22 protein-coding genes are annotated in these 24341 nt (G+C 64.5%); 16 read left to right on the top strand and 6 right to left on the bottom strand.

Translation table 11 applies throughout. The features are described from left to right. Positions 1-2: 2 nt before the first annotated feature. Together ACNAOH_RS07470 and panC are read right to left on the bottom strand one after the other, a co-directional pair. Positions 3-302 (bottom strand): hypothetical protein, encoded by a 300-nt coding sequence (locus ACNAOH_RS07470; protein WP_443969571.1) that lies wholly within the window; start codon positions 300-302, stop codon positions 3-5. 132 nt (positions 303-434) lie between these two features. Beyond that, on the bottom strand, positions 435-1289 hold the full coding sequence (gene panC / locus ACNAOH_RS07465) for a pantoate--beta-alanine ligase (protein ID WP_443969570.1): 855 nt from the start codon (positions 1287-1289) through the stop codon (positions 435-437). 108 nt (positions 1290-1397) lie between these two features. On the opposite strand from panC, the gene ACNAOH_RS07460 reads away from it, so the two are divergent. The 6 genes from ACNAOH_RS07460 (at position 1398) to ACNAOH_RS07435 (ending at position 8117) form a co-directional block, all read left to right on the top strand. Then, on the top strand, positions 1398-2198 hold the full coding sequence (locus tag ACNAOH_RS07460; protein ID WP_443969569.1) for a division plane positioning ATPase MipZ: 801 nt from the start codon (positions 1398-1400) through the stop codon (positions 2196-2198). Positions 2199-2207: 9 nt separating this feature from the next. Next, positions 2208-2633: a hypothetical protein gene (locus ACNAOH_RS07455; protein ID WP_443969568.1), complete on the top strand. Its 426-nt coding sequence runs from the start codon at positions 2208-2210 to the stop codon at positions 2631-2633. 86 nt (positions 2634-2719) lie between these two features. Continuing rightward, a complete protein-coding gene (gene pgmG, locus ACNAOH_RS07450) occupies positions 2720-4102 on the top strand; it encodes a phosphoglucomutase/phosphomannomutase PgmG (protein WP_443969567.1) in 1383 nt (460 codons plus the stop codon). 236 nt (positions 4103-4338) lie between these two features. Further along, positions 4339-4527 carry a hypothetical protein gene (locus ACNAOH_RS07445; RefSeq protein ID WP_443969566.1) on the top strand — a complete coding sequence of 63 codons (189 nt, stop codon included), beginning with the start codon at positions 4339-4341 and terminating at the stop codon, positions 4525-4527. A gap of 59 nt (positions 4528-4586) precedes the next feature. Further along, positions 4587-7007, top strand: coding sequence for a ligase-associated DNA damage response DEXH box helicase (locus ACNAOH_RS07440; protein ID WP_443969565.1), 2421 nt, complete (start codon positions 4587-4589; stop codon positions 7005-7007). 54 nt (positions 7008-7061) lie between these two features. Further along, positions 7062-8117: an aspartyl protease family protein gene (locus ACNAOH_RS07435; protein ID WP_443969564.1), complete on the top strand. Its 1056-nt coding sequence runs from the start codon at positions 7062-7064 to the stop codon at positions 8115-8117. On the opposite strand, the gene trhO is transcribed toward ACNAOH_RS07435, so the two are convergent. Further along, positions 8088-8939 (bottom strand): oxygen-dependent tRNA uridine(34) hydroxylase TrhO, encoded by an 852-nt coding sequence (gene trhO / locus ACNAOH_RS07430; protein WP_443969563.1) that lies wholly within the window; start codon positions 8937-8939, stop codon positions 8088-8090. The genes ACNAOH_RS07435 and trhO overlap by 30 nt on opposite strands. Positions 8940-9005: 66 nt before the next feature. Here trhO and pdeM point away from each other — a divergent pair, with 66 nt between their 5' ends. Then, positions 9006-9695, top strand: coding sequence for a ligase-associated DNA damage response endonuclease PdeM (gene pdeM / locus ACNAOH_RS07425; protein ID WP_443969562.1), 690 nt, complete (start codon positions 9006-9008; stop codon positions 9693-9695). A gap of 128 nt (positions 9696-9823) precedes the next feature. Further along, positions 9824-12691: a TonB-dependent receptor gene (locus tag ACNAOH_RS07420; RefSeq protein WP_443969561.1), complete on the top strand. Its 2868-nt coding sequence runs from the start codon at positions 9824-9826 to the stop codon at positions 12689-12691. A gap of 8 nt (positions 12692-12699) precedes the next feature. On the opposite strand, the gene ACNAOH_RS07415 is transcribed toward ACNAOH_RS07420, so the two are convergent. Both ACNAOH_RS07415 and ACNAOH_RS07410 read right to left on the bottom strand, forming a co-directional pair. Beyond that, positions 12700-13386 (bottom strand): HAD family hydrolase, encoded by a 687-nt coding sequence (locus tag ACNAOH_RS07415; RefSeq protein WP_443969560.1) that lies wholly within the window; start codon positions 13384-13386, stop codon positions 12700-12702. Then, positions 13383-14057, bottom strand: coding sequence for a YggS family pyridoxal phosphate-dependent enzyme (locus ACNAOH_RS07410; RefSeq protein WP_443969559.1), 675 nt, complete (start codon positions 14055-14057; stop codon positions 13383-13385). Before ACNAOH_RS07410 ends, ACNAOH_RS07415 begins: the two co-directional genes overlap by 4 nt. A 23-nt stretch (positions 14058-14080) precedes the next feature. On the opposite strand from ACNAOH_RS07410, the gene ACNAOH_RS07405 reads away from it, so the two are divergent. After that, positions 14081-14662, top strand: a complete 582-nt coding sequence (locus ACNAOH_RS07405; protein WP_443969558.1) for a thiamine phosphate synthase — start codon at positions 14081-14083, stop codon at positions 14660-14662. Between the two features lie 86 nt (positions 14663-14748). Here the strand turns inward: ACNAOH_RS07405 and ACNAOH_RS07400 are convergent, their stop codons facing one another. After that, positions 14749-15483 carry a hypothetical protein gene (locus ACNAOH_RS07400; protein ID WP_443969557.1) on the bottom strand — a complete coding sequence of 245 codons (735 nt, stop codon included), beginning with the start codon at positions 15481-15483 and terminating at the stop codon, positions 14749-14751. 275 nt (positions 15484-15758) lie between these two features. Between ACNAOH_RS07400 and ACNAOH_RS07395 the strand changes: the two genes are divergently transcribed. The 7 genes from ACNAOH_RS07395 to ACNAOH_RS07365 all read left to right on the top strand — a co-directional run bounded on the left by ACNAOH_RS07395 (position 15759) and on the right by ACNAOH_RS07365 (position 24318). Beyond that, entirely contained in the window at positions 15759-16214 is a 456-nt protein-coding gene (locus tag ACNAOH_RS07395; protein ID WP_443969556.1) for a DUF3576 domain-containing protein, read from the top strand. Positions 16215-16270: 56 nt separating this feature from the next. Beyond that, complete coding sequence (leuS, locus tag ACNAOH_RS07390) at positions 16271-18790, top strand: leucine--tRNA ligase (RefSeq protein WP_443969555.1); 2520 nt, start codon at positions 16271-16273, stop codon at positions 18788-18790. Next, entirely contained in the window at positions 18790-19284 is a 495-nt protein-coding gene (lptE, locus tag ACNAOH_RS07385; RefSeq protein ID WP_443969554.1) for an LPS assembly lipoprotein LptE, read from the top strand. The genes leuS and lptE overlap by 1 nt, the downstream gene beginning before the upstream one ends. Beyond that, positions 19281-20243 (top strand): DNA polymerase III subunit delta, encoded by a 963-nt coding sequence (locus ACNAOH_RS07380; protein WP_443969553.1) that lies wholly within the window; start codon positions 19281-19283, stop codon positions 20241-20243. The genes lptE and ACNAOH_RS07380 overlap by 4 nt, the downstream gene beginning before the upstream one ends. Before the next feature lie 213 nt (positions 20244-20456). After that, positions 20457-21359: a PEPxxWA-CTERM sorting domain-containing protein gene (locus ACNAOH_RS07375; protein ID WP_443969552.1), complete on the top strand. Its 903-nt coding sequence runs from the start codon at positions 20457-20459 to the stop codon at positions 21357-21359. A gap of 379 nt (positions 21360-21738) precedes the next feature. Further along, positions 21739-22137 (top strand): peptide-methionine (R)-S-oxide reductase MsrB, encoded by a 399-nt coding sequence (gene msrB, locus ACNAOH_RS07370; protein WP_443972076.1) that lies wholly within the window; start codon positions 21739-21741, stop codon positions 22135-22137. Positions 22138-22233: 96 nt separating this feature from the next. After that, positions 22234-24318 carry a transglycosylase domain-containing protein gene (locus ACNAOH_RS07365; protein WP_443969551.1) on the top strand — a complete coding sequence of 695 codons (2085 nt, stop codon included), beginning with the start codon at positions 22234-22236 and terminating at the stop codon, positions 24316-24318. The last annotated feature ends 23 nt before the right edge of the window (positions 24319-24341 follow it).

The raw sequence follows: 24341 nt of genomic DNA, 5'->3' as shown, positions 1-24341 counted from the left end.
GATCAGGCGGCGCGGCGCCTGTCGGTGTGAACCAGCCAGGCGCGCGCTTCGCGCTGTGCCTCGGCGATCTGGCGGGCCGTCATTTCCTCGGCGAGTTCCGCCCGGCAGGCCTGCCCCTCTTCGCTGCCCGCAAGAGCGGCAAGATTGAACCATTTGTGCGCTTCGACCAGATCGACATCGATGCCGGTGAGCCCGCAGCTATAGGCCACGCCCAGTTCATAGCGGGCGTCGGCATCGCCCAGAGCCGCATCACGCATACGGCTCTCAATCAGAAAACGCATACTCTCGATACTGTTGGCCACGATATATCCCCCTGAAGGATTCCCAGTGTCGTATCGCAACCAACCATGCCGACTTTTTAGAAATGGTTAACGTGGCCGCTCCGATGCCTGCCTCGTCACGTTCAGTCCCCTCATTCTAGCTATTCCCTAGGGTTAACTGGCAAGGCCCGCGCCGACCGGGATATTGTCGATGAGGCGCGTGGCGCCGATTCGCGCGGCGGCCAGCAAGCGGGCCGGCCGTTCGAGCCGGGTGACGGGAGCAAGCGAATCGGCATCGCAAAGGGCGACATAATCGACCGAACCGAAGCCCGCTGTGATGAGCGCCGCACGCGCGTCCGCCAGCGTCGCGTCGACAGCGGCCCCCGCCTCGATCGCCTTTGCGGCTGCGCCCAGTGCACGCGGAAGCGCCACGGCCCGCGCGCGCTCATCTGCGGAGAGATAGGCATTGCGTGAGGAGAGGGCGAGGCCGTCCGCTTCGCGTTCGGTCGGCACGCCGACGATCTCGATCCCCATGTCGAGGTCCGTCGCCATGCGCCGGATCATCGCGAGTTGTTGATAATCCTTCTCGCCGAAGCAGGCGACATCGGGCTTCACCTGACCGAACAGCTTGGCGACCACTGTCGCCACCCCCTCGAAATGGCCGGGCCTCGCCGCGCCGTCTAGCCCTTCGGTCACGCCGCCGACATGAATGCTGCTCGCAAAGCCTTGCGGATACATGACCGTGACGCCCGGCGCCCATAGCGCGCTCACGCCGTTCTCGCGGAGCAGCGCGGCGTCGCTGGCCTCGCGGCGCGGATAGGCGTCGAAATCCTCGTTCGGGGCAAACTGGGTGGGATTGACGAAGATGGAGACCACGACATGGGCTGCCCGCCGCCGCGCTTCCGCGACCAGAGCCATATGTCCGGCATGGAGTGCGCCCATTGTGGGCACAAGGGCGATGCGCTCGCCGCCCGCGCGAAGTGCCGTCATTCCTGCGCGAAGCTCGTCGATTTCACGGAAGGTTTGCACGCCCGTCAGTGCTCCGATAAGGGCTGGCCCAGGGGCCGATGGCTTCCCTTGGTCATCCCCTCGCGCGCGGTCAAGCGCGCACAACCGGAAGCGGAGAGAAGCGCGCTCATGGTCAGTCCGTCGCCTCATTTCGTCGTATTCGCCAATGAAAAAGGCGGCACTGGCAAGTCGACGAGTTGTGTCCATACTGCGGTCGCACTTGCGATGCGGGACGTGAAGGTCGCCGTCGTCGATCTCGATCATCGCCAGCGCACCGTCGCCCGCTATCTCGAAAACCGGTCCGAGACGGCGCGGCGCAGGGAGATTTCGCTGCCCACGCCTGCGTATCGGGTGTTCTCCAGCGGCTCGATCGAGGGCTTCAATGCGCTGATCGCCGAACTGGCCGAAGAGTTCGAAGTGATCGTGATCGATACGCCCGGTCGCGACGATCCTCTCGCGCGCTATGCGGCAGCGCGCGCCAATACGCTCGTTACCCCGATGAACGACAGCTTCGTCGATTTCGATCTGATCGGGCAGGTCGATGCCGAGACCTTCAAGGTCCGCAAACTGAGCTTTTATTCGGAGCTGATTTTCGAGACCCGCAAGACCCGCGCCATGGCCGACGGCGTGTCGATCGACTGGGTCGTGTTGCGCAATCGCCTTCATCATATGGAGGCGCGCAACCAGAAGCGCGTTGGCGAGGCGCTCACCGAGCTATCCCGCCGAGTCGGCTTCCGCGTCATTCCCGGGCTCTCCGAGCGCGTCATTTTCCGCGAGCTCTTCCCGTCCGGCCTCACCTTGCTCGATCGCGGCCATCTGGGCGAACTGGGCGTCAGCCATGTCGCTGCCCGGCAGGAGCTGCGCGAGATGATTACGGGCTTGTCGCTGCCACTGCCGCAGCGCGCGGCAATGGCGCAAAGCGCAGCCTGAGGCTGAGGAATGATCTTGCTGCTTGCTGCGCTGGCGTTGGCGGCGACCCTCATTCTCACACCCGGCGGGCGGCGCACATTTGCCAGATTGCGGGGGCGGCAATTGCTCATGCCGGCTGCCCTTGCTCTGCTCGGGGCTTTGCTTGCCGTGAAAGGCGAATTGTTCGTTGGCGGAGGACTGGTGCTCGGCGCGCTTCTCTGGTCGGGGCGCACTCAGCGTTCACGGGGCACGGCGGTCGAAGAGGATGCGGTGGAGCGGCGACGGCGCGAGGCGCGGGCTCTCCTGGGCGTCTCCCGCCATGCTGGCCGGGAAACCATCGTTGCCGCTCATCGGCGGCTCATTGCGCGCCATCATCCCGATGCCGGCGGCGCCACGGATATCGCTGCCCGTCTGAACTTAGCGCGCGATCTTTTGCTGGACGATCATCTGTCGTGAAACTTTTGCATCAGCCGGTTATTTGTATTGGCCGCTAGAGGCTGCATATCCCACCCCATCTTCGATTTCCTTTCAGGAGGCTTTGCTTGACCCATCAGTTCCATCCCACCTCGCTCCGTGAATATGACATTCGGGGGATTATCGGCGAGACACTAGGGGAGGATGATGCCTATGCGATCGGGCGCGGTTTCGGCACGCTGGTCGCGCGGGCACGCGGGCGTAGCGCCGCTGTGGGATATGACGGACGGTTGAGCTCGCCGGTGCTGGAGGAGGCGCTCGTCCGTGGCCTCAATGACAGCGGCATTCACGCAGTGCGGATCGGCATGGGGCCGACCCCGATGCTCTATTATGCCGAGGCCGTGCTGGATGTGGATGGTGGCATCCAGATAACCGGCAGCCATAATCCGGCCAATTATAACGGCTTCAAGATGGTGTTTCAGCACCGCCCGTTTTTCGGCGCGGATATCCAGAAGCTGGGCACCATGGCGGCAAGCGGCGACTGGGATGACGGCTCGGCTGGCAGCGAGCAGCTGGACATTCTCGACCGGTATGTCGCGCGGCTGGTCGAAGGGTTCGACGGCAAGGGCTACCGGATCGGCTGGGACGCGGGGAACGGCGCGGCCGGGCCCGTCGTCGACAAGCTCGTCAAGCTGCTTCCGGGCGAGCATTTTACGCTCTTCACGGATGTGGACGGCAATTTTCCCAATCATCATCCCGACCCCACCGAAGAGAAGAACCTTGCCGATCTGAGGGCGCTCGTCGCGGAGAAGTCGCTTGACTTTGGGTTCGCATTCGACGGCGACGGCGATCGGATCGGTGCGATCGACGGCGAGGGGCGAATCATCTGGGGCGATCAGCTGCTCGCGATTCTCGCCGAGCCGGTTCTGAAGGATCAGCCGGGCGCCACCATCATCGCGGACGTGAAGGCCAGTCAGGCGCTGTTCGATCGCGTGGCGGAACTGGGCGGCAAGCCGCTGATGTGGAAGACGGGCCACAGCCTCGTCAAATCGAAGATGAAGGAGACCGGCAGCCCGCTGGCAGGCGAGATGAGCGGCCACATCTTCTTCGCGCATGAATATTATGGCTTCGATGATGCCCAATACGCCGCCGTGCGCCTGATTCGCGCCGTCACGGCGTCCGGCAAGAGCATGACGCAGCTTCGTGGCGAGATGCCCGACATGGTGAATACGCCCGAGCTTCGCTTTCAGGTCGATGAAAGCCGCAAGTTCGCGGTGATCGATGAGGTAAAGGCGCGACTCAAGGCCGAGGGCGCGACCGTGGATGATACCGACGGCGCGCGCGTGACGACTTCGGAGGGATGGTGGCTGTTACGAGCCTCCAACACGCAAGACGTTCTCGTGGCCCGTGCGGAGGCGAAAACCCAAGCCGGTCTCGATCATCTGATGACGCAAATCGACGCGCAACTGGCCGCATCCGGGCTGGAACGAGGCGCTCAAGCGGCTCACTAAGGCGTGCTTTCTCTACCAGTTGCATAATTTGCAACTGGAAACGCGTCTTTCGCAGTTGCGAAGCAGCCGTTCTCGAGGCACATAGGACGGGCCTTTCAGGCATCCTCTCCTAAAAACTTATTACGGGCTGCCTTCGGGCGGCCCTTTTTTTGTTAGCGCTACCAGTGATCAATCGTAGGCTGGCTTGAACCCATTTCCCTTTTAACCGTTGTCTCCTCGAGGCGATGGAGGTGGATATGGGTGGTTTGTGGACTTTGGTTACGGTTCTGGGGCCGGTGCTTCTGCTCGCGGTTCTTGCCTATGTGCTTATCCGCCGTCGTCAACCAAGCCCGCGCGAAGAAGCGCGACTCGATCAGGCCACCAAGACATTGCGCGACGATCTGGACCGCGAAGACAAGGCAAGGGAAGAGAAGCCAGGAGTTTGACTGCTCAGTCGCCCTCGCGTGCTTGATTCGCCATTTTGAATGGCCCACATCCGCCTGACATGGCCCCGCTCCCCGCGCCCATCCAAAAATGGTTTGCCGCTCGCGGTTGGGCTCCCCGGCGGCATCAGCTTGAGATGCTGGCGGCAGCGGAGCGCGGCGACCATGCCCTGCTCATTGCACCGACGGGGGCGGGCAAGACGCTCGCCGGTTTTCTTCCGTCCCTTGCTGATCTGATTGAGCGGCACCGATCCGGTCAGTCCACTCGCCTCCACACACTCTATATCTCGCCGCTAAAAGCGCTGGCCGTCGATGTGCAGCGCAACCTGCTTGGCCCCATTGCCGAGATGGACCTGCCAATCACCGTCGAGACCCGAAGCGGCGACACCCCATCGGATCGCAAGGCTCGCCAGCGTTCCCGCCCGCCCGATATTCTCCTCACCACGCCTGAGTCGCTGTCGCTGCTCCTCTCGCATGAGGACAGCGCGCTGCTGTTCTCGGATCTCACGACCGTGGTGATTGACGAGGTTCACGCGTTCGCCTCGGGCAAGCGCGGCGATCTGCTCAGCCTCGCCCTCTCGCGGCTGCAGACCATCAGTCCTTCCATGCGGCGAGTCGCGCTCTCGGCCACTGTGGCGGATGCCGATCTCTATCGACGCTGGCTTGCGCCGGGCGGTGTTGCCTCCAGCGTGGCACTGGTCGAGGGCGAGCCGGGTCCGCTTCCTGATCTCTCGATTTTCATTCCTCAGGGCCGCGTGCCGTGGTCGGGGCATAGTGGGCTTTATGCGGCCCGGCAGGTGATTGACCTTATCGCCGCGAATCGGCTGACTTTGGTCTTCTGTAATACGCGCAGCCTCGCGGAACTGATCTTTCAGGAACTCTGGTCGGAGAATGACGATAATCTCCCGATCGGCATTCATCATGGCAGCCTCAGCCGCGAGGCACGGCGCAAGGTGGAAAGCGCCATGGCGACGGGGCGTCTGCGCGGACTCGTTGCCACGGCCAGCCTCGATCTCGGCATTGATTGGGGCGAAGTGGATTGCGTCATTCAGATGGGCGCCCCCAAGGGCAGCTCGCGTCTGCTTCAGCGCATCGGCCGGGCCAATCATCGGTTGGATGAGCCCAGCCGCGCCGTCCTCATTCCGGGCAATCGCTTCGAATATCTCGAAGCGCAGGCGGCCTATGATGCAGTGATGGCGGGCGAGCGCGACACGGAGATCTTCCGCCCCGGCGCGCGGGATGTGCTTGCCCAGCACATCATGGGTCTGGCCTGCACCGGTCCGATCGATCCCGAGGGACTTCTGCCGGAGCTGCAGTCCGCGACACCTTATGAATGGCTCGATCGCGAGGCGCTGGAGGCGACACTCCGTTTCATCGCGAACGGCGGCTATGCCCTCAAAGCCTATGACCGGTTCCAGCGACTGGCGGAGGGCCGGGACGGACTGTGGCGGCTTGCGCACCCCCGCTTTGCCCAGCAGCACAGGCTCAACGCCGGCATCATCGTCGATCAGCCCGCGCTGGATGTGCGGTTCGGCAACGGACGCAAGCTGGGCACGGTAGAGGAGGGTTTCGCCGCCACCCTCATGCCCGGGGACACGTTCTTCTTCGCCGGCATGTCGCTGGAAGTGCAGCGGCAGGACGACTCTTCGCTCATCGTGCGGGCATCCGCGCGCCCCGCGCGCATCCCGCATTGGGGCGGCACCCGCATGGCGATGTCGACGCATCTGGCCGACAAAGTGCGCCGTTTCCTCGCGGCGCCGCAGGAGTGGCACCGTTTCCCCCCGGACGTGCGTGAATGGCTGGAGATGCAGCAGTTGCGCTCCGTCCTTCCTCGTCCGGATCAGCTTCTCGTCGAGACCTTCCCGCACGAGGGGCTGCACCATATGGTCGTCTACAGCTTCGAGGGCTGGAACGCGCATCAGTCGCTCGGCATGCTGCTCACGCGCCGCATGGAAGAGCGCGGCCTCAAGCCCGTCGGCTTCGTCTCGAACGACTATGCGCTTGCGCTCTACGGGCTCGAACCGATCGACGATCCGCGCCCGCTCTTCTCGGCGGACATACTGGACGAAGAGTTTGTCGCCTGGGTCGAGGAATCGAGCCTGCTCAAGCGCGCCTTCCGGGACGTCGCCGTCATTTCCGGCCTCATCGAGCGGCAGCAGCCCGGCAAGCGCAAGACGGGCCGGCAAGTGAGCTTCTCCACGGATCTCATCTACGACGTGTTGCGCCGTTACGAGCCCGATCATCTGCTGCTCAAGGCGGCTTGGGCGGACGCGAGGGCGCGGATGACCGATGTCGGGCGTCTGGGCGATCTTGTCGACCGCGCGGTGAGCACCATGGTCCATAAGCAGCTGCCACGGGTCAGTCCGCTCGCCGTGCCGGTCCTCATCATGATCGGGCGGGAGCATGTCGCCCAGAACCAGACCGACGACAGCCTGCTGATCGAGGCCGAAGCGCTGGCAAGCGTGGCGATGGCGCGCGACTGATCGCGATTGGCGGCCGCTCCGCCGCGTGGTATGATTGGCCAGGAGGAGAGGCGGATGCGCGGTCTCGACAATGTGCGCGTGGCAGCAGCGATGACGTCGCTTGCCCTTGCGCTGAGCCCGTTAACGGCATGGGCAACCACCTCCCCGCTCGAAGGAACGGCACCTCAAGCGATTGTCCCCGCTGCATCGCTGCCTGGTGAACCCTCGGTGCCGGCCCAGGATGCTGTCGCGACACCGCCGGCGAATGATCCGGCCCGTGCCGTCAGCCTCGGCGTGGATGTTGCCGATCGCATGACCCTTCCCGTTCATGTCGGGGGGGCCGGGCCTTATCCTTTCATCATCGATACCGGCTCGCACCGGACGATCGTTTCGACCGAACTGGCGAGGCAACTCGCGCTCGCGCCGCGCGGGCCCGTCAGCATCGTCGCGATGTCCGGCCGGGCGACAGTCGACACGGTTGAGGTCCCCCATCTCAGCTTTGGCACGGAGGAAGTGCGCGGGGTCGATGCCCTGACGCTGGAGCGCGCGAATCTTGGGAGCGTCGGCCTCATCGGACTGGATGGTCTGCAGGACAAGAAGGTCACGCTCGATTTCCGGGCACGGGAACTGCGGGTGACGGACAGTGCCGGTCCGGAGCGGAGCAAGCAGATCGGCGATCTCATCGTGGTGCGTGCGCGCTCTCGCCTTGGGCAGCTCATCCTCGTCGATTCGCGCGTTGAGGGCCAAAGAGTCAGCGTGATCCTGGACACCGGCGCGCAAGTGAGCGTGGGCAATCTCGCGCTGTTCGCGAAGATGAAGGCCAGCCGCCTCGTTATTCCCCCGTCACCCGTGGAGCTGACCAGCGTCACTGGCGAGACGATCGTCGCGCAATATAGCGTCGTCAAGCGGATCACTGTGGGCTCCGTCACACTCAGCAACGTGCCGATGGTCTTTGTGGACGCCGCCCCGTTCATCGAGCTTGGCCTTGGCAAGCGCCCCGCCATGCTCCTGGGCATGGAGATGCTGCGCATGTTCGATCGCATCGCGATCGACTTCGGCCGGCGCGAGGTGAACTTCGTGATTCCGCGCAGCGAGGGCGCTTTAGGCCGCGGGCGACTCGCCAGCCGCTGAGCGGTGGTCCGCGCACGCTCCGGCGGCGGCTGACGCGGGCTGCCCGCATGTCGGGCAAAGCGGCACGGTCGCCGCATCCAGCGAATGGTCGAGGGACACGCGCTCGTCGAAGATGAAGCAATTGCCTTTCCAGCGGCTGTCCGCCTTGGGCACCTCGTCAAGATAGGCGAGGATGCCGCCCTTGAGATGATAGACCTCCTCGAAGCCCCGGGAGCGGGCGTAAGCGGTGGACTTCTCGCAGCGAATGCCGCCGGTGCAGAACATGGCAATGCGCGGCGTGCGCCCTTCCGCCTGCCACTGTTCCGCCTGCGCGTCGAACCAGGCGGGAAACTCACCGAATGCGCGCGTACCGGGGTCGAGCGCGTTCTCGAAGCTGCCGATGCCCACTTCATAGGCATTGCGCGTGTCAATGAGGACGACGTCGTCCTGGGCGATCAGGGCGTTCCAGTCAGCAGGTGCGACATGCTTGCCCGCATTGCGCGCCGGGTCGAGATCGCCATGGCCCATGGTGACGATCTCGCGCTTCACTTTCACTTTCCATCTCAGGAAGGGAACGGCGCCTGACTGGTGGCGCGTTACGCGAAAATCGCCCGCATTGGGTACTGCCCGCAGGCGATCGAGCACGGCCTCGACTGCGGCGGGATCGCCCGCGATCGTGCCGTTGAAACCTTCATAGGCCACGATGATCGTGCCTTTGACCGTTCCCTCACTGCCGATTGCGCGGATCTCGCCGGCGAGTGCGCCTGGATCGGCGATGGCGACGAAGCGATAAAAGGCCGCGATTGCGACTCGCGGGGACTGGATTGTGGCGGTTGCCGTCATGCGGCGCCTCTATGCCGAAAACGCACCTTGTTGAAAGGGCGCGTACACATCGCCATAGGCCAAGCCATGGAGTGTCCCGCTGAATTTTCCTTCCACGGCCATGTCTTCGTGCCTCTGCCCGACGGCGGACTTTACTGGCCGGCGCGCCGCGCGCTTCTCCTGGCGGACCTGCATCTGGAGAAAGCCAGCTGGTTCGCACGGAGAGGGCAGATGCTTCCCCCCTATGACAGCGACGCGACGCTCGCTGCCGTGGACCGGCTGGTGCGCCTCACGGATCCAACGGAAATCTGGTGCCTTGGCGACAGCTTTCACGATGAGGATGGCCCCGCGCGGCTCGACGCATCCGCGCGCGCCCAGCTCGAGCAGTTGATGCGCGGGCGGTCTTGGACGTGGATCGTGGGCAATCATGACACAGTGCCGCGATCCCTCGCGGTGGGAGAAGTGGCGAGCGAAGTGCGGCTCGACGGCATCCTCCTGCGCCACGAAGCGGGCCGCGCCGAAACCGCGCCGGAAATCTCCGGCCATTTCCATCCCAAATGGCGCGTGAGGCTGCGCGGGCGGTCCATTTCCCGCCGGTGCTTCGTGCTGGGCGGCAATCGCCTGATTCTTCCTGCCTTTGGTGCTTTTACAGGGGGACTGGATGCCCGGCATCCGGTCATTACCGGTTTATTTACCAATGGGGCGCAAATCCTCATGCCGATTGAAGGGCGCCTCCTGCGTTTTGCGCTGCCTGCCGGCCGTAGCGTCCGGCAATAAGGCTGTTGCAGATCGGCAACAGTATCGGGCGGCTCGTGCTAATATGGAGATTGCCAGTGAGAATCGGCATGGCTTATGTATGCCGGGGGAACGGCAAAAGCCGTCCTGAAAAACGCCCAGGAGAGGACATGCCCATGCGTCGTCCGCGTTGCAACACCACCGCCAGCCTGCTTGCCATGGCAGGCGCCTTCATTGCCATGCCACTACATGCCCAGGAGGGTGCGCCCGACCAGGCAGCCCAAGAAACTGACGATGTGAGCGCGGGCGAGATTATCGTCACGGCGACCCGTCGCGCCAGTCCGCTTTCGGATGTGCCGATTGCGGTATCGGCGGTCACGGCTCAGTCCCTGCAGAACAGCGGTGCCAATGACATTCGCCAGCTCAACCAGCTTGCGCCGTCGCTGCTCGTTTCGTCGACGGGGTCGGAAGCGAACGGCGCGGCCCGCATTCGCGGCGTCGGCACTGTGGGTGACAATCCGGGGCTTGAGAGCTCCGTGGCGGTCTTCATCGACGGCGTCTATCGCTCGCGCACCGGCGCTGGCCTCAACGAGCTGGGTGAGATCGAACGAGTCGAGGTGCTACGTGGTCCGCAGGGCACGCTCTTCGGCCGCAACGCCTCCGCTGGCCTTCTGAACATCGTGAGCAAGGCGCCCGAGTTCCAGCTTCATGCCAGTGGCGAGCTTACTTACGGAAATTACGATTTCTGGCGCGCGGCGGGCCGTATCACCGGTCCCATCACCGATACTCTCGCGGCCAGTATCGACGCTGTCTATTCCCGGCGCGACGGCTTCCTGAATGTCGTGGACGCGAGCGGTAATAAGACCGGCGACGTCAACGATCGCAATCGCTGGTTCGTGCGGGGACAGTTGCTTTTCGAACCGACCGACGCGGTCTCCTTCCGACTGATCGGCGACTATACCCGCCGTCGCGAGAGCTGCTGCGCCGCTGTCTATATCAGCACGGGCGAAGAAGCCGGCACCAGCCCGAGCAACTACACGACCAACCCCACGAACCGGATCGTTTCGATCCTTCAGGGGCTCGGCGGGCGCTTTCCCAATGGCGCGAGCCCCTATGCGCAGGATCCCTATCAGCGGAATGTCTCCTACACGCAGGGCCGCGATTATATCAGCAATCTTGATGACTGGGGTGTATCGGGCGAGCTCAACTATGATTTCGGCGGCGCGAAGCTGACCTCGATCACTGCCTATCGCGACTATAAGTCCTCCGATTCCGGCGATTATGACTATAATACTGCCGACCTTCTCTATCGCGATCCGAACACCTACCGGCAGTTCCGTACCTTCACCCAGGAGCTTCGCCTGCAGGGCTCGGCCTTTGAGGACAAGCTCGACTGGCTGATCGGCGGCTATTACGCGCACGAGAAGCTGACGCTGCGCGACAATATCCGCTTCGGCGCCGATTATGGCCGGTTCGCGGCTTGTCGCTTGATGGCGGGTGCCAGTCCGACGGCCAATCTGACGGCGGCTCAGGCCCAGGCGTGCGGCAATCCTGCAGTCACGCCCACGCTGATCGCCGGCACGCAGACCACGCTCAACGCGGGCCTTACGGCGGCGCTCATCAACGCGGGTCTTTCCCCCACTGCCGCGGCCGGACAGGCCGGCGCGATCTCGACGGGGCTTGGCAATGGCCTGCGGGCGCTCACCGCGATCCCGACGGGCGCGGGAGACACGAACAGCCGCTATTTCCAGAAGAGCGAGAACTGGGCGCTGTTCACGCACAATATCGTGCATCTGACCAACCGCCTCGACCTGACGCTGGGCCTGCGTTACACGCATGAGAGCAAGGATTTCCGCGCCGCGCTTAACAACAACAACGCGACATGCGCCGCCTTGCAGGCGGGAGGGCTCGCTGGTCTGCCCGGCATCGCCGTCAATCCTCAGCTGGGTTCCGCCGCAACGCTAGCGCAGGGCATCCTGACGCTGGGGTGCCTGGGCAATGCAAGTCCGGCGCTTAACGCGCTCAACCTGCGTGACGACTTCAGCCAGGGCGAGTTCTCCGGCACCGCTGTGCTTTCCTACAAGCCGACCGACGATACGCTGCTCTACGGCAGCTATTCGCGTGGCTATAAGGCGGGCGGCTATAATCTCGACCGGTTCGAGTTGGGCGGCACGGGCATACCGGCGGCTGGTCTCGCCTCGGGCGTGTCACCAGTCCCCTATTTCTCGCCGCGCACAAATGCCGATGCCGCGACGCTGCGCTTCGGCGCGGAAACGGTCGACGCGTTCGAGATCGGCTTCAAGCTCAACCAGCGTCATTGGGGCTTCAATCTCGCCGCATTCCGGCAGGAGTTTTCGAACTTTCAGCTCAACACTTTCAACGGTACGAGCTTCGTCGTTCAGAACATCAATGGCTGCAGCAGCGCGGTTGCAGCTAACGGGACGTGCACCGACACCAAGCCCGGCCTCGTCAGCCAAGGCGTGGAGCTCGAGTTCAACGTCAGCCCCGTGCGCAATTTCCGCGTCAACGGCGGCATGACCTATGCGCGGGCACGCTTCGCCAACCGTCTGGTCGGCTCGGAGAATGGCGCCGTTCCGCTCGATCCGGCGTTGTTCCTGCTGCCGGGCAATGACAACAGCAACGCGCCGCAACTGGTGACGACGGCGAGCGCCTCCTGGACGCCCGATATCGGTTCCAGCGGGCTGTCGGCCCTCTTCTACGTCGACACGCGCATGACGAGCGACCTGAACACCGGTTCCGATCTCTATCCCGAGAAGGAACAGGACGGTTTCATGGTGACCAACGCTCGTATCGGCCTGCGCGGGCCGGGCCAGCGCTGGGCAATCGAGCTCTGGGGCCAGAACATCTTCAACGAGAAATATACTCAGGTCGGCTTCAACAGCCCGTTGCAGAGCTCAAGCCCGAATACTCAATCGATCGCGCAACTCGGCCGGTTCGGGACCATGTCGAACCAGCTCTTCTCCGCTTATCTGGCGGAGCCGCGCACCTATGGCGTGACGCTGCGCGGACGCTTCTAAAGGGCGGATCAGAGGCCAAGGTGGCGGATGAGCGCGTCATAGCTCTCCGCCACGGTCTCCACGCCTACGGCGCGTAGCGCGTCGGTCATGTCCGGCGTGCAATGCCCGGCGGCAGCGAGACCGATGACACGGGCACCCGCCGCGACGGCCGCTCGCGCGCCGACAGGCGAATCCTCGATGATGAGCACCTCGCCGGCAGGAGTCCCAAGCTGCGCGGCGGCATGGAGATAGATGTCCGGGTGCGGCTTGCCGCGCGTCACATGCTCCCGGCCGCTATAGACATGACGGCCGAAAGACGGGCGCAGGCCAAGCGCGTCGACATGCGTATCGAGATAGGCGAGCGTACTCGACGATCCGATCGCCTTGGGCAGATGCGCGACTGTCCGCGTAATGAAGGGGATTGCGCCCTCGATCGCGGGCACGCCCGCCGCGAAGTGTCGGTCCGCCGTGTCGGAAAGCAGCCGGTCGAGATCAGCGGGGCAGCGTTCTCCCCAATGGGATGCGATGGCCGCTAGCGTGTCCGGCCGGGAAAGGCCGGTGTAGCGCGCAATGGCCTCCTCCTGGCTCGTCGGGCAGCCCGCTCCGGTTAGCGCCTCGCTGAATGCACGGGCGGAGAGCAGTTCACTGTCGCCGATGACGCCGTCGAAATCGAAGATGATGGCCTTGGGAAAGGGCAGCATGAGATGCGCGGTCATCCGTTCCTTGCGCCGAACAATGCGGTGCCGACCCGCACATGCGTGGCGCCCAGCATGATCGCCGTCTCCAGATCGTCGCTCATTCCCATGGAGAGGCCCGCGAGCCCGTGGCGTCGGGCGAGCTTGGCGAGCAGCGCGAAATAGGGTGCGGCCTCGGTATCGGCTGGGGGGACGGCCATCAGCCCGATAATGGGGAGACCCGCGGCCTGCGCCTGTGCAAGCAGGGCAGGCAAATCCGTGATCGGGCAGCCGCCCTTTTGCGGCTCATCGCCGATATTGACCTGAATGAAGCAGTCCGGCCGCCGGCCTTGCGAATCCATGGCCTTGGCGAGCGCGGCGACCAGCGAAGGCCGATCAACCGAGTGAATCGCGTCGAACAGGGCGACTGCGTCCTCCGCCTTGTTCGACTGAAGCTGCCCCACGAGATGAAGCGAGAGGTCCGGCGTCGCTGCCTTGAGAGCGGGCCATTTCGCCTGCGCTTCCTGCACGCGATTTTCTCCGAACAACCTTTGGCCCGCGGCGATGAGCGGCGCGATCTCGTCGGCATCGCGCGTCTTGGAGACCGCGACGAGCATGATGTCTTCGGGCTGCCGTCCGGCGATGCGCGCGGCGTGGGCGATCTGGCTGCGGACTGCGTCGAGCCGGGCGTCATGGATGGTTTCGCTGGTCATCGCGGCCGCCTATACGCAGAGCGATGCCAAGCCGCCACGCCAAATCCCGTTCTGCCGTGCCCGGCATATGGCTGATGACGGATGAGCGCGTGAAGGAGGCCGATCTGCTGCGGGCCGTGCGGCGCTTGCCCTTCGGCGCAGGCGTCATCCTGCGGCACCATAGCTGGCCCGGCCGCAAGCGGCGCGTGCTGCTGGTGCAGATTCGGGCCGCGGGCAGGGGGAGGCGCCTTCTGGTCCTGCTCGCCGGGAAGCCCGGCCGCGCCGCGCGATGGGGCGCCGACGGATGGCATGGTCTTGCAAGATCTCGGGGAGAAAAGAGCGGGCGTTCGCGCGGCCTTCTGCACAGCGCGTCCGCTCATGATCTGGCGGAATTGCGGGCAGCGCAGCGGGCGGGAGCAGATCTTGTGTTCGTGTCGCCCCTGTTCGCGACTCGGTCCCATCCGGGAGTAAAGCGGCTGGGCGTCTACCGATTCGCGGCCATTGCCCGGCGTTCGCGCGTGCCCGTCATGGCGCTTGGCGGTGTCTCGCCCCGCCATGCGGCGCTGATCCGGCGTCTTGGAGCATCAGGATTCGGCGCAATCGACGGACTGGTCAGCCGGCGCTGAACAGTGTCGGCATCACCGGCCGATATATGCTTTTCTTTAAATGAGAGAGCCGCCGTCCGGTCAAAGGGCCGGAAAGACCGTAGTTATCAGAACTTGAAGGCAGTTCCGACGTAAACGGCTTGGCTGTCCTGCGCCTCGTCCGTGATCGGACCGAGGCGATTATTCGGCCCGTTGAAGCGCACACCCGCGCGGACATCGAGGTTGCGAGTCACGGAGTAGCTGCTTGCCAGGTCGACTGCGTAGCTCTTTTCGCCCGCAAGCGTCTGCGGGGCAGTGCCAGTCAGCGAGCGAGCAGCAACCTGCATATTGGTCGAGAAGCGCTTTGGCTTGCGTTCGATCGAGAAGGACCGGACTTCCGGCACGGCCAGATCGGTTACCACCGGATCGAGCTCGCGTGAGCCGACCGCGTCAGGTGTCGTGAACCGCTGCAGGCCACGCGTCACACCGAGATTATAGGAGACCGGCGAAACGCCCAGATTGGGAAGCGGGGTAGCCGGAGTGCGCATCCGCCCCTCGGGTGCACGAACGAGGATCGTGATCGACCGTTCGCCGCTGGTGAGACCGCTGGTCGGCGTGAATTTGAAGCCATGGCTGCGCGCGCTGGCGGCCGCCTGTGCATAGGCGCTGGCGAGTCGCTCGTCGGACATGACAGGAGTAAAGGAGCCGATGCTGCCGAGCGCCTTCAGCGAAACCTTGCTGAAACCGGCCGGATCGAGCGCGGAGCGAACGGCGCTGACAGCAGGCGACAAGGCGAGACCGCAGGCTGCGAGGCCCGCTGCCATCCATCCGATACGCCCCACCCCGCCAAGCACGCTTGTCACTCCTCAATTATGGCCGACTCCGGCCTTCGTGATCTTATAACACCTGTTTTCGAATTTACGCTACGCGCCGGCATAGAATCATTGGCCTTGTGGCCAAATGTCCACAGCTTGTTCATCCCCGTGAAAGGATGCCGGGCCGGATGAAGGCGTCATGGGCCGCTTAAGGGGTGCCGACAAGGGCTGGCGTGCACGCTGCGGCTTGTGTGCGGCGCGCCCTGCACTATAGAACGCTGCATTCGATTTTCCGCCAGAGCGCACAGAAACGAGAGCCTTTCATGTCCTTTTCCGCTGCAATTCGTGCTTCGCTCCGTCTGGCGCCCGTCGTCGCGCTCGGTCTGCTTGCGGCATGCGGCGGGGGCAAGGCGCGCCCCAAGGCCGATCTCGCCGCGTCGAAGGTCACGACGATCGGCGTGAACAGCTATTTGTGGCGGGCAACGCTTGAGACCATTTCGTTCATGCCGCTGCTGCAGACCGATTCGAACGGCGGCGTGATCGTGACCGACTGGTACATCAACCCCAAGTCGCCCGGCGAGCGCATGAAGCTGACCGTCTCAATTCTCGATCAGGATCTGCGCGCCGATGCGCTGCGGGTCGCGGCAAGCCGTCAGACCAATCAGGGCGGCCAGTGGATCGAGGCGCCGGTGCAGGCGGCCACGACGCAGAAGCTCGAGGAGATCATCCTGACCCGCGCACGCGATCTGCGGCGCATGGCCGTTAACGGCCAGGGTTGATGTGAGCGATGCGGACTGTGCCCGTGGGGCGCGCCGCGATGACGGATGATTGCTGAATGAACGACAGGCGTTTCAATCCCATGGCGGCCGACGCCCGTTGGCAGGCGGCGTGGGACGAGCGGCAGAGCTTTAAGGCTGGCACGCGGCCCGGCGCGCCGAAAAGCTATGTGCTGGAGATGTTTCCCTATCCCTCCGGGCGCATCCACATTGGCCATGTGCGCAACTATTCCATGGGCGACGTGCTCGCTCGCTATCGGCGGATGCAGGGCATGGATGTGCTCCACCCGATGGGCTGGGACGCCTTTGGCATGCCGGCCGAAAATGCGGCGATGGAGAAGAAGGTCCATCCGGGCACCTGGACGCGCGAGAACATCGCTTCCATGCGCGCGCAGTTGAAGAAGCTTGGCTTCGCGCTCGACTGGAGCCGGGAACTCGCCACTTGCGAGCCGGACTATTACGGGCAGGAGCAGGCGCTCTTTCTCGATCTGTTCGCGGCGGGCCTCGTCTATCGAAAGGAAAGCGCGGTCAACTGGGACCCGGTCGATATGACCGTGCTTGCCAACGAGCAGGTGATCGACGGGCGCGGCTGGCGATCGGGCGCATTGGTCGAGAAGAAGAAGCTCAGCCAGTGGTTCCTGCGGATTACCGATTTCGCCGATGATTTGCTCGACGGTCTCGGCACGCTGGAGCAGTGGCCCGAGAAGGTGCGGCTGATGCAGGAGAACTGGATCGGCAAGTCGCAGGGTCTGCAGTTCAGCTTTGCGCCGGTAGGCGACCTGACCACACCCATTGCGGTGTTCTCGACCCGGCCGGACACGATCTTCGGCGCGAGCTTCGTCGCGATCGCGGCGGATCACCCGATCGCGCAGGATCTGGCCGCAACCAACCCCGATGCCGCCGCCTTCATCGCGCGCTGCAAGGCAGGCGGGACGACTGCGGCGGAGCTCGAAACGGCGGAAAAGCTCGGCTTCGACACCGGCTACGAAGTGGTGCATCCGTTCGATCCGGCGTGGAAACTGCCAGTGTTCATCGCCAACTTCGTGCTGATGGATTATGGCACCGGCGCCGTGATGGGCGTGCCCGCGCACGACCAGCGCGATCTCGACTTCGCGCGCAAATATATGCTGCCGGTCGAGCGAGTCGTCGCGGCAGAGGGCGACGAGACCAAGCCGATCCACGATGAGGCCTATGTCGGGCCGGGCAAGCTCGTAAACTCACGTTTCCTGGATGGTATGGCGGTCGAGGCGGCCAAGGCCGAAGTGATCCGCCGGGCCGAGGCGGAGAGCTGGGGCACCGGCACGACCGTGTGGCGGCTGCGCGACTGGGGCGTCTCGCGTCAGCGCTACTGGGGCACGCCGATCCCGATCATCCATTGCGAGAGCTGTGGCGCGGTGCCGGTCCCCAAGGATCAGCTTCCCGTGGTCCTGCCCGAGGATGTGAGCTTCGACATTCCGGGCAATCCGCTCGATCGCCACGCGACATGGAAGCATGTCGACTGCCCCTCCTGCGGCAAGCCGGCGCGGCGCGAAACCGACACGCTCGATACCTTCGTCGATTCGAGCTGGTACTTCATTCGCTTCGCCAGCCAGCCGGGCGACAAGCCGTTCGACCGCGAAGAGGCCGAAAGCTGGTTGCCGGTCGGCCAGTATATCGGCGGGGTGGAGCATGCGATTCTCCACCTGCTCTACGCCCGCTTCTGGACGCGCGCGCTGGAGCGGATCGGCAAGCTCTCCGTGAAGGAGCCGTTCACCGGCCTCTTCACCCAGGGCATGGTGACGCACGAAACCTACAAAGCGGGCGACGGAAGCTGGCTCTCCCCACAGGAAGTCCGCAAATCCGGCGACGACTGGTTCCATATCGAGAGCGGCGTGCCGGTGACGGCGGGCCGTGTCGAGAAGATGTCCAAGTCGAAGAAGAACGTCGTGGACCCGGACGAGATCATCGAGCGCTATGGCGCGGATGCGGTGCGCTGGTTCATGCTCTCCGACTCGCCGCCCGAGCGTGACCTGCCCTGGACGGAAAGCGGCATCGAGGGTGCCTGGCGCTTCGTGAACCGGCTTTATCGTCTGTTCGGTGCCGTGACCGATACGGGCGCGAGCGGCAGCGACGCGGCGCTCGATCGGAAGCTGCATCAGAGCATCGCCGGTATCGCCAAGGATATCGAGGCGCTGGCTTTCAACAAGGCCGTGGCGAAGATCTATGAGCTGGCCAACGCGATCGAGAAGGCGAGCCCTTCGGCAAGTCGCGCCACCGCGATCCGCACGCTCGCTCTCCTCGTCGCACCGATGACGCCGCATCTGGCCGAGGAAGCATGGGCCGAAATGGGCAATGACGGCCTGATCGCCGATGCGATGTGGCCGGCGGTCGACCCAGCCCTGCTCGTCGACGATGAAGTGACGATTGCCGTGCAGGTGCAGGGCAAGCTGCGCGATACGCTGACCGTTCCCAAGGGCACGGACAAGGCGACGCTGGAGGCTCTCGCGCTCGCCGCGCCCAATGTCGCCCGGCAACTGGATGGCGCGACGCCGAAGAAAGTGATTGTGGTCCCGGACCGTCTGGTCAATCTGGTGGTGTGATGCGTCATCTTGCCGCTGCCCTTCTCTGCCTCGCGGCGCTCCCCGGTCTCTCGGCATGCGGGCTGCGGCCGCTTTACAGCGGCGGCATGTCCGGCGCGGCGGCGCAGAAGCTCGCCGGCGTGCGGGTCTCGCCCATTGAGGGCAAGGCAGGCTGGCTGATGCGCAATGCGCTCAACGACCGGCTCTCGGCCATGGGGCAGGGCGAAGCGCGCTACCGGCTCGATGTGACGCTCGACGATCGCATTCAGGGTCTGGGTGTCCGCCCGGACGAGACGGTGACGCGTGAGCGGCGCGCGCTGCGTGCCCGCTACAGTCTGGTCGATACCGCGTCCGACAAGGTCGTGCTGGAAGAGACGACCGGATGGGACGCCGGCATCGACGTGGTGAGCAGCGAATATGCGACCGTCGCCGCGGAGGATGCCGCGCTTGAGCGTTTGGCGCTGATCGTCGCGGACCGGGTCATCGCGCGGATAGCGACTGACGACGCCTTGTGAAGGTTTCAGGTGAAGCCGCAGCCCGAAAGGCGCTGGTCAGGCTTGATCCCGCGATCCGGCTGATCCTGCTGCACGGCGCTGATGCTGCCGGCAGCGATGCGCTGTGCGGCGAGATCGCTCGCGTCATGGGGCCGGACGCCGAGCGGATCGACATCGAGGCTGGGGCGCTCAATGACGATCCCGCGCTGCTGCTGGGCGAGAGCGCGAGCATCGGCATGTTCGGCGGCAAACGGTGGATCCGCGTGCGGGGCGCGGGCGATCCCGCGCTTGCCGCTGTCGAAAGGCTGCTGGGTGCGGAAGCGGACGGCGATCTCGCCGTGGTCGTCGCGGCCAAGCTCGCGAAGAATAGCAAGCTGCTGACCCTGTGCGAGGGGCATGCCCGCGCGCTCGCCATCGAGAGCGTGCCCGCGGTCGGCCGCAACGCCGAGCAGATCGCTGTCGATCATGCGCGCGAACAGGGACTCTCGCTTCCGGCGGAGCTCGCTCGTCGGCTGGTCGCCTTGTGCCATGGCGAGCGCGGGCTGCTGCTGAGCGAGATCGACAAGCTGGCGCTCTATCTGGATGCGTCTCCTCAGACACCCGCGACGGTGACGGCCGATGCAATGGATGCTCTGGCGGCGGAAGGCGGCGAGGATGCGCTCTACAAATCCGCCGCCGTGATTCTCTCCGGTCGCGCGGATGCCGCCTCTCACGAGATCGCCCGCGCGCGGGAGGGTGGCGCGTCGCTTGCCGGCCTTGTGCGGCTGACGCTCATGCAGGCCGTTTCTCTCGATCAGGCGCGGCATGGTCTGGGCCGACGCAATGATGGCCCGGTCAACTGGAGCCCGGCCGCGCTGGGCCGCGCCATCCATCGGCTGGCCGAGGCGGAGCGCGCGAGCCGCACCGACCGGGCGGTCGCCGAGGCCGTGATGGCGCAGGCGCTGATCGGCGTGTGCCAGCTTGCGGCGCGGCAGCGATAGTCGGTGTGGGAACACGCCAGATTATAGTTTCCCGTCCCGTTTTGGGGCGCTGGACGCGTGAAACTGATCGATATCTCAACGCCTTGTCGCAGTTAACATTTCGGTAACTATAGAGTCTCCGTTCCATCACATGCGCTTACTAGCCGCCCCTCAGTAGTCAGTGGAAGAGCGGACCAACCCCGCTTTGTGGCTCAAAAAGAGAGGCAATAAGGCATGAAAAAAGGGATTCTAGCGCTCACGGGAGCAATCATTGCGCTTTCGGCAACCGGTGCGCAGGCGAATGGCACCAGCCCTCCGACGGTCACTCCGCAGTCACTCACGACGGGTGGCTATTCGCAGAACTTCAACAGCCTGGCATCGACGGGCGGACAGGTCGATCGCACACTGCCGACAGGTTGGCAGATTCACGAGGTCGGCACCGGCGCGGCGTCGTCCAACCAGAATGCCAATGGCCATTATTATGCCGGCTCCAGCACGGGGCAGAGTAGCGCGATCGGCGCAGTCAGCTATGGTCAGAATTCCAGCGATCGCGCACTTGGCATCCGGGCCTCGGCAGAGCTTCCGCTCGCCTATATCGGAGCGATCTTCACCAACGATATGGGCGGCGTGATCGACAGCCTCACGATCGGCTATAAGGGTGAGCAATGGGTCGACGGCTTCAGCCGCGCGACGCTGAACTTCCAATATTCGCTCGACGCGACCTCGCTGACGAGCGGAACCTGGACATCCTTCTCGGCGCTCGATTTCCTTGCCCCCAGCACGACCCAGCAGGGGACGACCACGCTCGAGCGCCTCAAGGCCACTTTCGTCAATGGCAATAGCGCTGCCTTCAGCGAGCAGTTGAACGGCGTGATCGGTGGACTTGCAATTGCGGACGGTGGAACGTTCGGCCTGCGCTGGTCGCTCGACTACATCAGCACGCCACACTTGATTGGCGATACGCTGTTCGATGTCTCGACCAACGACGGGCTGGCGATCGACGATTTCACATTGAAGGCATCGCTGACCCCCACCGGAGCCGTGCCGGAGCCGGCCAGTTGGGCAATGATGATCGCGGGCTTCGGTTTCGTGGGCAGCGCGCTGCGCCGTCGCAAAGCCGCCATCTCGTTCGCCTGAGGCCAATACTTAGCGAAAGCCGCTGGCCGCAAGGCTGGCGGCTTATTGCTCACGCTCGATCAGGCGCGGCATAGCCTCGGGCGGTGGAGCGACAGCCCGATCAACTATAGCACCCGGCGGTGCTGGGCCGTGCGACTCATGGGCTTACCCGTGGCAGAGATAGGGCGGCGTGGACTAAAAGCGGACTGTCGGGATACGACGACATTGCGGCCACAGAACACCGTCACCCCGGACTTGACCCGGGGTCCAGCTTTCTTTTCAACGTGAAAATAAAGAAGCGGGATCCCGGATCAGGTCCGGGATGACGGCGGGGGCAGGGATCGGGTCGCAGTCTCTTCGCGACCTTGCCCCGGCCGCCGCGCCATCCCATATTCTGCGCATGGAAAAGACACCCAAGACCGACGCCGAGTGGCGCGAGGCGCTGACTCCCGAGCAATATCATGTGCTGCGCGAAGCAGGTACGGAGCGCGCCTTCACGGGCAAGTACAACGCCATGAAGGAGGCCGGCCTCTATCATTGCGCGGGGTGCGGCGCGCCGCTCTTCACGTCCAGCGATAAATATGACAGCGGCTCCGGTTGGCCGAGCTTCACTGCGCCGGTGGATGAAGGCGCGGTCGACGAACATACCGACACTACGCACGGCATGCGCCGGGTCGAGGTGCGCTGCGCACGCTGCGAGGGACATCTGGGCCATGTTTTCCCCGATGGCCCCGGCCCAACGGGTCTGCGCTACTGCATGAACAGCGCGGCGCTGGATTTCGAGCCGAAGAGCGAATAGTCAGCCCCGGTTCGGGCGCCCCCATTCAGCGCTTGTAAAGCGTCGGCGCGCTTGTAGCGTCGTTCAGTGCGCGCGCGGAGGCGATGACAGGCAGGCATGGCAAGGAAAGCTTCGGTAAGCCCGGCGCGGCGATGGACGCTGCTGGCCCTCAAGATCGGCCTTGGCACGGCGATTGCCGGCCTCATCGCCGTTGTGATCGCGGTGGTGATCGCGATGCAGTCGCTGCCCAGCTTCGAATCGCTCAAGAGCTCGCCTAACGGGCAGATGATCCGTGTTCACGCGGCCGACGGCTCGGTCATCGTGTCGCTCGGGCCAAGCTACGGGCGCTGGCTCTCCTATGATGAGCTGCCCGACACCATGGCGAAGGCAATGGTCTCGGTGGAGGACAAGCGCTTTTACATGCATCCGGGCGTCGACCCCATTGGTCTCGTCCGCGCGGGATGGGTCGCTTATGTGCGCCGGGGTGAAGGTCGCCGCCTGCAGGGCGCCTCGACCATCACGCAGCAGGTGGCGCGCAACATCTTTCTGAACAACAGCTACTCCTTCGGCCGCAAGCTGAAGGAGATGATCCTCGCGCTCGCGCTTGAGCGGAAATTCTCCAAGCGCCAGATCCTGGAGCTGTATCTCAACAAGGTCTATTTCGGCGGCGGCGCTTATGGCGTGGACGCCGCGAGCCGCAAGTTCTTCGGCCACCCCGCCACCAATCTCAGCCTGGGCGAGGCTGCGGTGATCGCCGGGCTCGTCAAGGCACCGTCGCGCTATTCGCCGACAGCCGATGCCGAGGCGACCGTGGGCCGGGCGGGTGTGGTGCTGGACGTGATGGAGGAGAATGGCGACATCAGCCGGGCCGAGCGCGCGTCCGTCCGGCTGGAGGACGTCCGGATGGCGCCCGAGAAGCCGCAGGACAGCGTCCGCTATTTCACGGACTGGGTGATGCCGCAGCTCGACACGCTGATTGACGAAGAGCAGGCGCCGCTCGACGTGTACACCACGCTCGATCTGAAGCTTCAGCGCACCGCGACGGCCGCGATCCGCGCCAATGCGCCTCAGGGCGTGCAGGGCGCGCTTGTTAGTCTTGATCGTGATGGAGCGGTTCGCGCGATGGTCGGCGGCCTCGACTATATCAGCTCCAACTATAACCGCGCCGTCACCGCCGAGCGCCAGCCCGGCTCCGCGTTCAAGCTCTTCGTCTATCTGACCGCGCTTGAGGCAGGCTACACGCCCGACACCGCTGTGAAAGACAGCCCGGTGACGATCAACGGCTGGAGTCCGCGCAACAGCAACGGGCGTTTTGCCGGTGACATCGATATTCGCACGGCCTTCGCCTATTCCATCAACACCGTGGCAGCGAAGCTTGGCATGGAAGTGGGCTTCGGCAGCGTGGCGGACATGGCGCGGCGCTTCGGCATCTCGACCACGATCAACACGCATCCCTCCATGGTGCTCGGCACGTCGGAAGTGCGGCTGATCGACATGACGCGCGCCTTTGCCAGCGTCGCGCGAAAGGGCATCGCCGTTACGCCTTATGGCATCACCAAGGTGGCGACGGCGGACGGCGAGACGCTCTACGAGCATCAGGACGATACCAGCCGGGTGCTCGTGGCGCCTTGGGTCGCCGCCGGCATGACGGATCTCATGCAGACGGCCGTCAACACCGGCACGGGTCGCGCTGCGCAGATCGGCCGGCCGGTCGCCGGCAAGACCGGCACGACGAGCAGCAACAAGGATGGCTGGTTCATTGGCTTTTCCAGCGGGCTCACCACGGGCGTCTGGATGGGGCGCGATGACAATCGTCCGGTCGGCGTGCTTCAGGGTGGCCGCGCACCGGCGCGCGCCTTCGCCCAATATATGAAGGTCGCCGTGGCGGATCGCCCGGTCGAGCAGTTCGAGACGGAAGTGACATTGCCCGAATGGCAACTGGAGCCCGACGACGAAGCCTATGGCCAGCCGGACGATGCCGGCATGCAGGTGGACGCCGATGGCATGCCGATCCAGCCGGATGGCGGAGAGCCTGAGGACAGCGCGGCGCAACCCGTGACGCCCGGCAGCGCTCCGCCGGCGGAAGGTGAGGCGCCCCAGCGCATCGACCAGCGCTGGATCGATCAGGTACTCGGGCGCGAACAGCGCAAGCCCGCGCCGGAGCGCCCACGACCGCCGCAGGAAGCTCCGGGCGGACAATGAGTCCGGCGTCTCGGGAGTAAGAG

It is taken from the genome of Sphingobium sp. CR28 (assembly GCF_052327305.1).
Classification (GTDB): Bacteria; Pseudomonadota; Alphaproteobacteria; order Sphingomonadales; family Sphingomonadaceae; genus Sphingobium.
The sequence above is the reverse complement of the archived record's forward strand: the minus strand, read 5'-3'. Positions and strand labels throughout refer to the sequence as shown.

Coding starts and splice junctions, on each gene's coding strand:
- msrB (WP_443972076.1), top strand. CDS start 21,739: ATGGAAAAGACACCCAAGACCGACGCCGAGTGGCGCGAGGCGCTGACT.
- ACNAOH_RS07455 (WP_443969568.1), top strand. CDS start 2,208: ATGATCTTGCTGCTTGCTGCGCTGGCGTTGGCGGCGACCCTCATTCTC.
- ACNAOH_RS07405 (WP_443969558.1), top strand. CDS start 14,081: ATGCCAAGCCGCCACGCCAAATCCCGTTCTGCCGTGCCCGGCATATGG.
- ACNAOH_RS07445 (WP_443969566.1), top strand. CDS start 4,339: ATGGGTGGTTTGTGGACTTTGGTTACGGTTCTGGGGCCGGTGCTTCTG.
- leuS (WP_443969555.1), top strand. CDS start 16,271: ATGAACGACAGGCGTTTCAATCCCATGGCGGCCGACGCCCGTTGGCAG.
- ACNAOH_RS07375 (WP_443969552.1), top strand. CDS start 20,457: ATGAAAAAAGGGATTCTAGCGCTCACGGGAGCAATCATTGCGCTTTCG.
- ACNAOH_RS07420 (WP_443969561.1), top strand. CDS start 9,824: ATGCCCATGCGTCGTCCGCGTTGCAACACCACCGCCAGCCTGCTTGCC.
- ACNAOH_RS07415 (WP_443969560.1), bottom strand. CDS start 13,386: ATGACCGCGCATCTCATGCTGCCCTTTCCCAAGGCCATCATCTTCGAT.
- ACNAOH_RS07410 (WP_443969559.1), bottom strand. CDS start 14,057: ATGACCAGCGAAACCATCCATGACGCCCGGCTCGACGCAGTCCGCAGC.
- ACNAOH_RS07460 (WP_443969569.1), top strand. CDS start 1,398: ATGGTCAGTCCGTCGCCTCATTTCGTCGTATTCGCCAATGAAAAAGGC.
- lptE (WP_443969554.1), top strand. CDS start 18,790: ATGCGTCATCTTGCCGCTGCCCTTCTCTGCCTCGCGGCGCTCCCCGGT.
- ACNAOH_RS07365 (WP_443969551.1), top strand. CDS start 22,234: ATGGCAAGGAAAGCTTCGGTAAGCCCGGCGCGGCGATGGACGCTGCTG.
- ACNAOH_RS07440 (WP_443969565.1), top strand. CDS start 4,587: ATGGCCCCGCTCCCCGCGCCCATCCAAAAATGGTTTGCCGCTCGCGGT.
- ACNAOH_RS07435 (WP_443969564.1), top strand. CDS start 7,062: ATGCGCGGTCTCGACAATGTGCGCGTGGCAGCAGCGATGACGTCGCTT.
- trhO (WP_443969563.1), bottom strand. CDS start 8,939: ATGACGGCAACCGCCACAATCCAGTCCCCGCGAGTCGCAATCGCGGCC.
- pdeM (WP_443969562.1), top strand. CDS start 9,006: ATGGAGTGTCCCGCTGAATTTTCCTTCCACGGCCATGTCTTCGTGCCT.
- ACNAOH_RS07395 (WP_443969556.1), top strand. CDS start 15,759: ATGTCCTTTTCCGCTGCAATTCGTGCTTCGCTCCGTCTGGCGCCCGTC.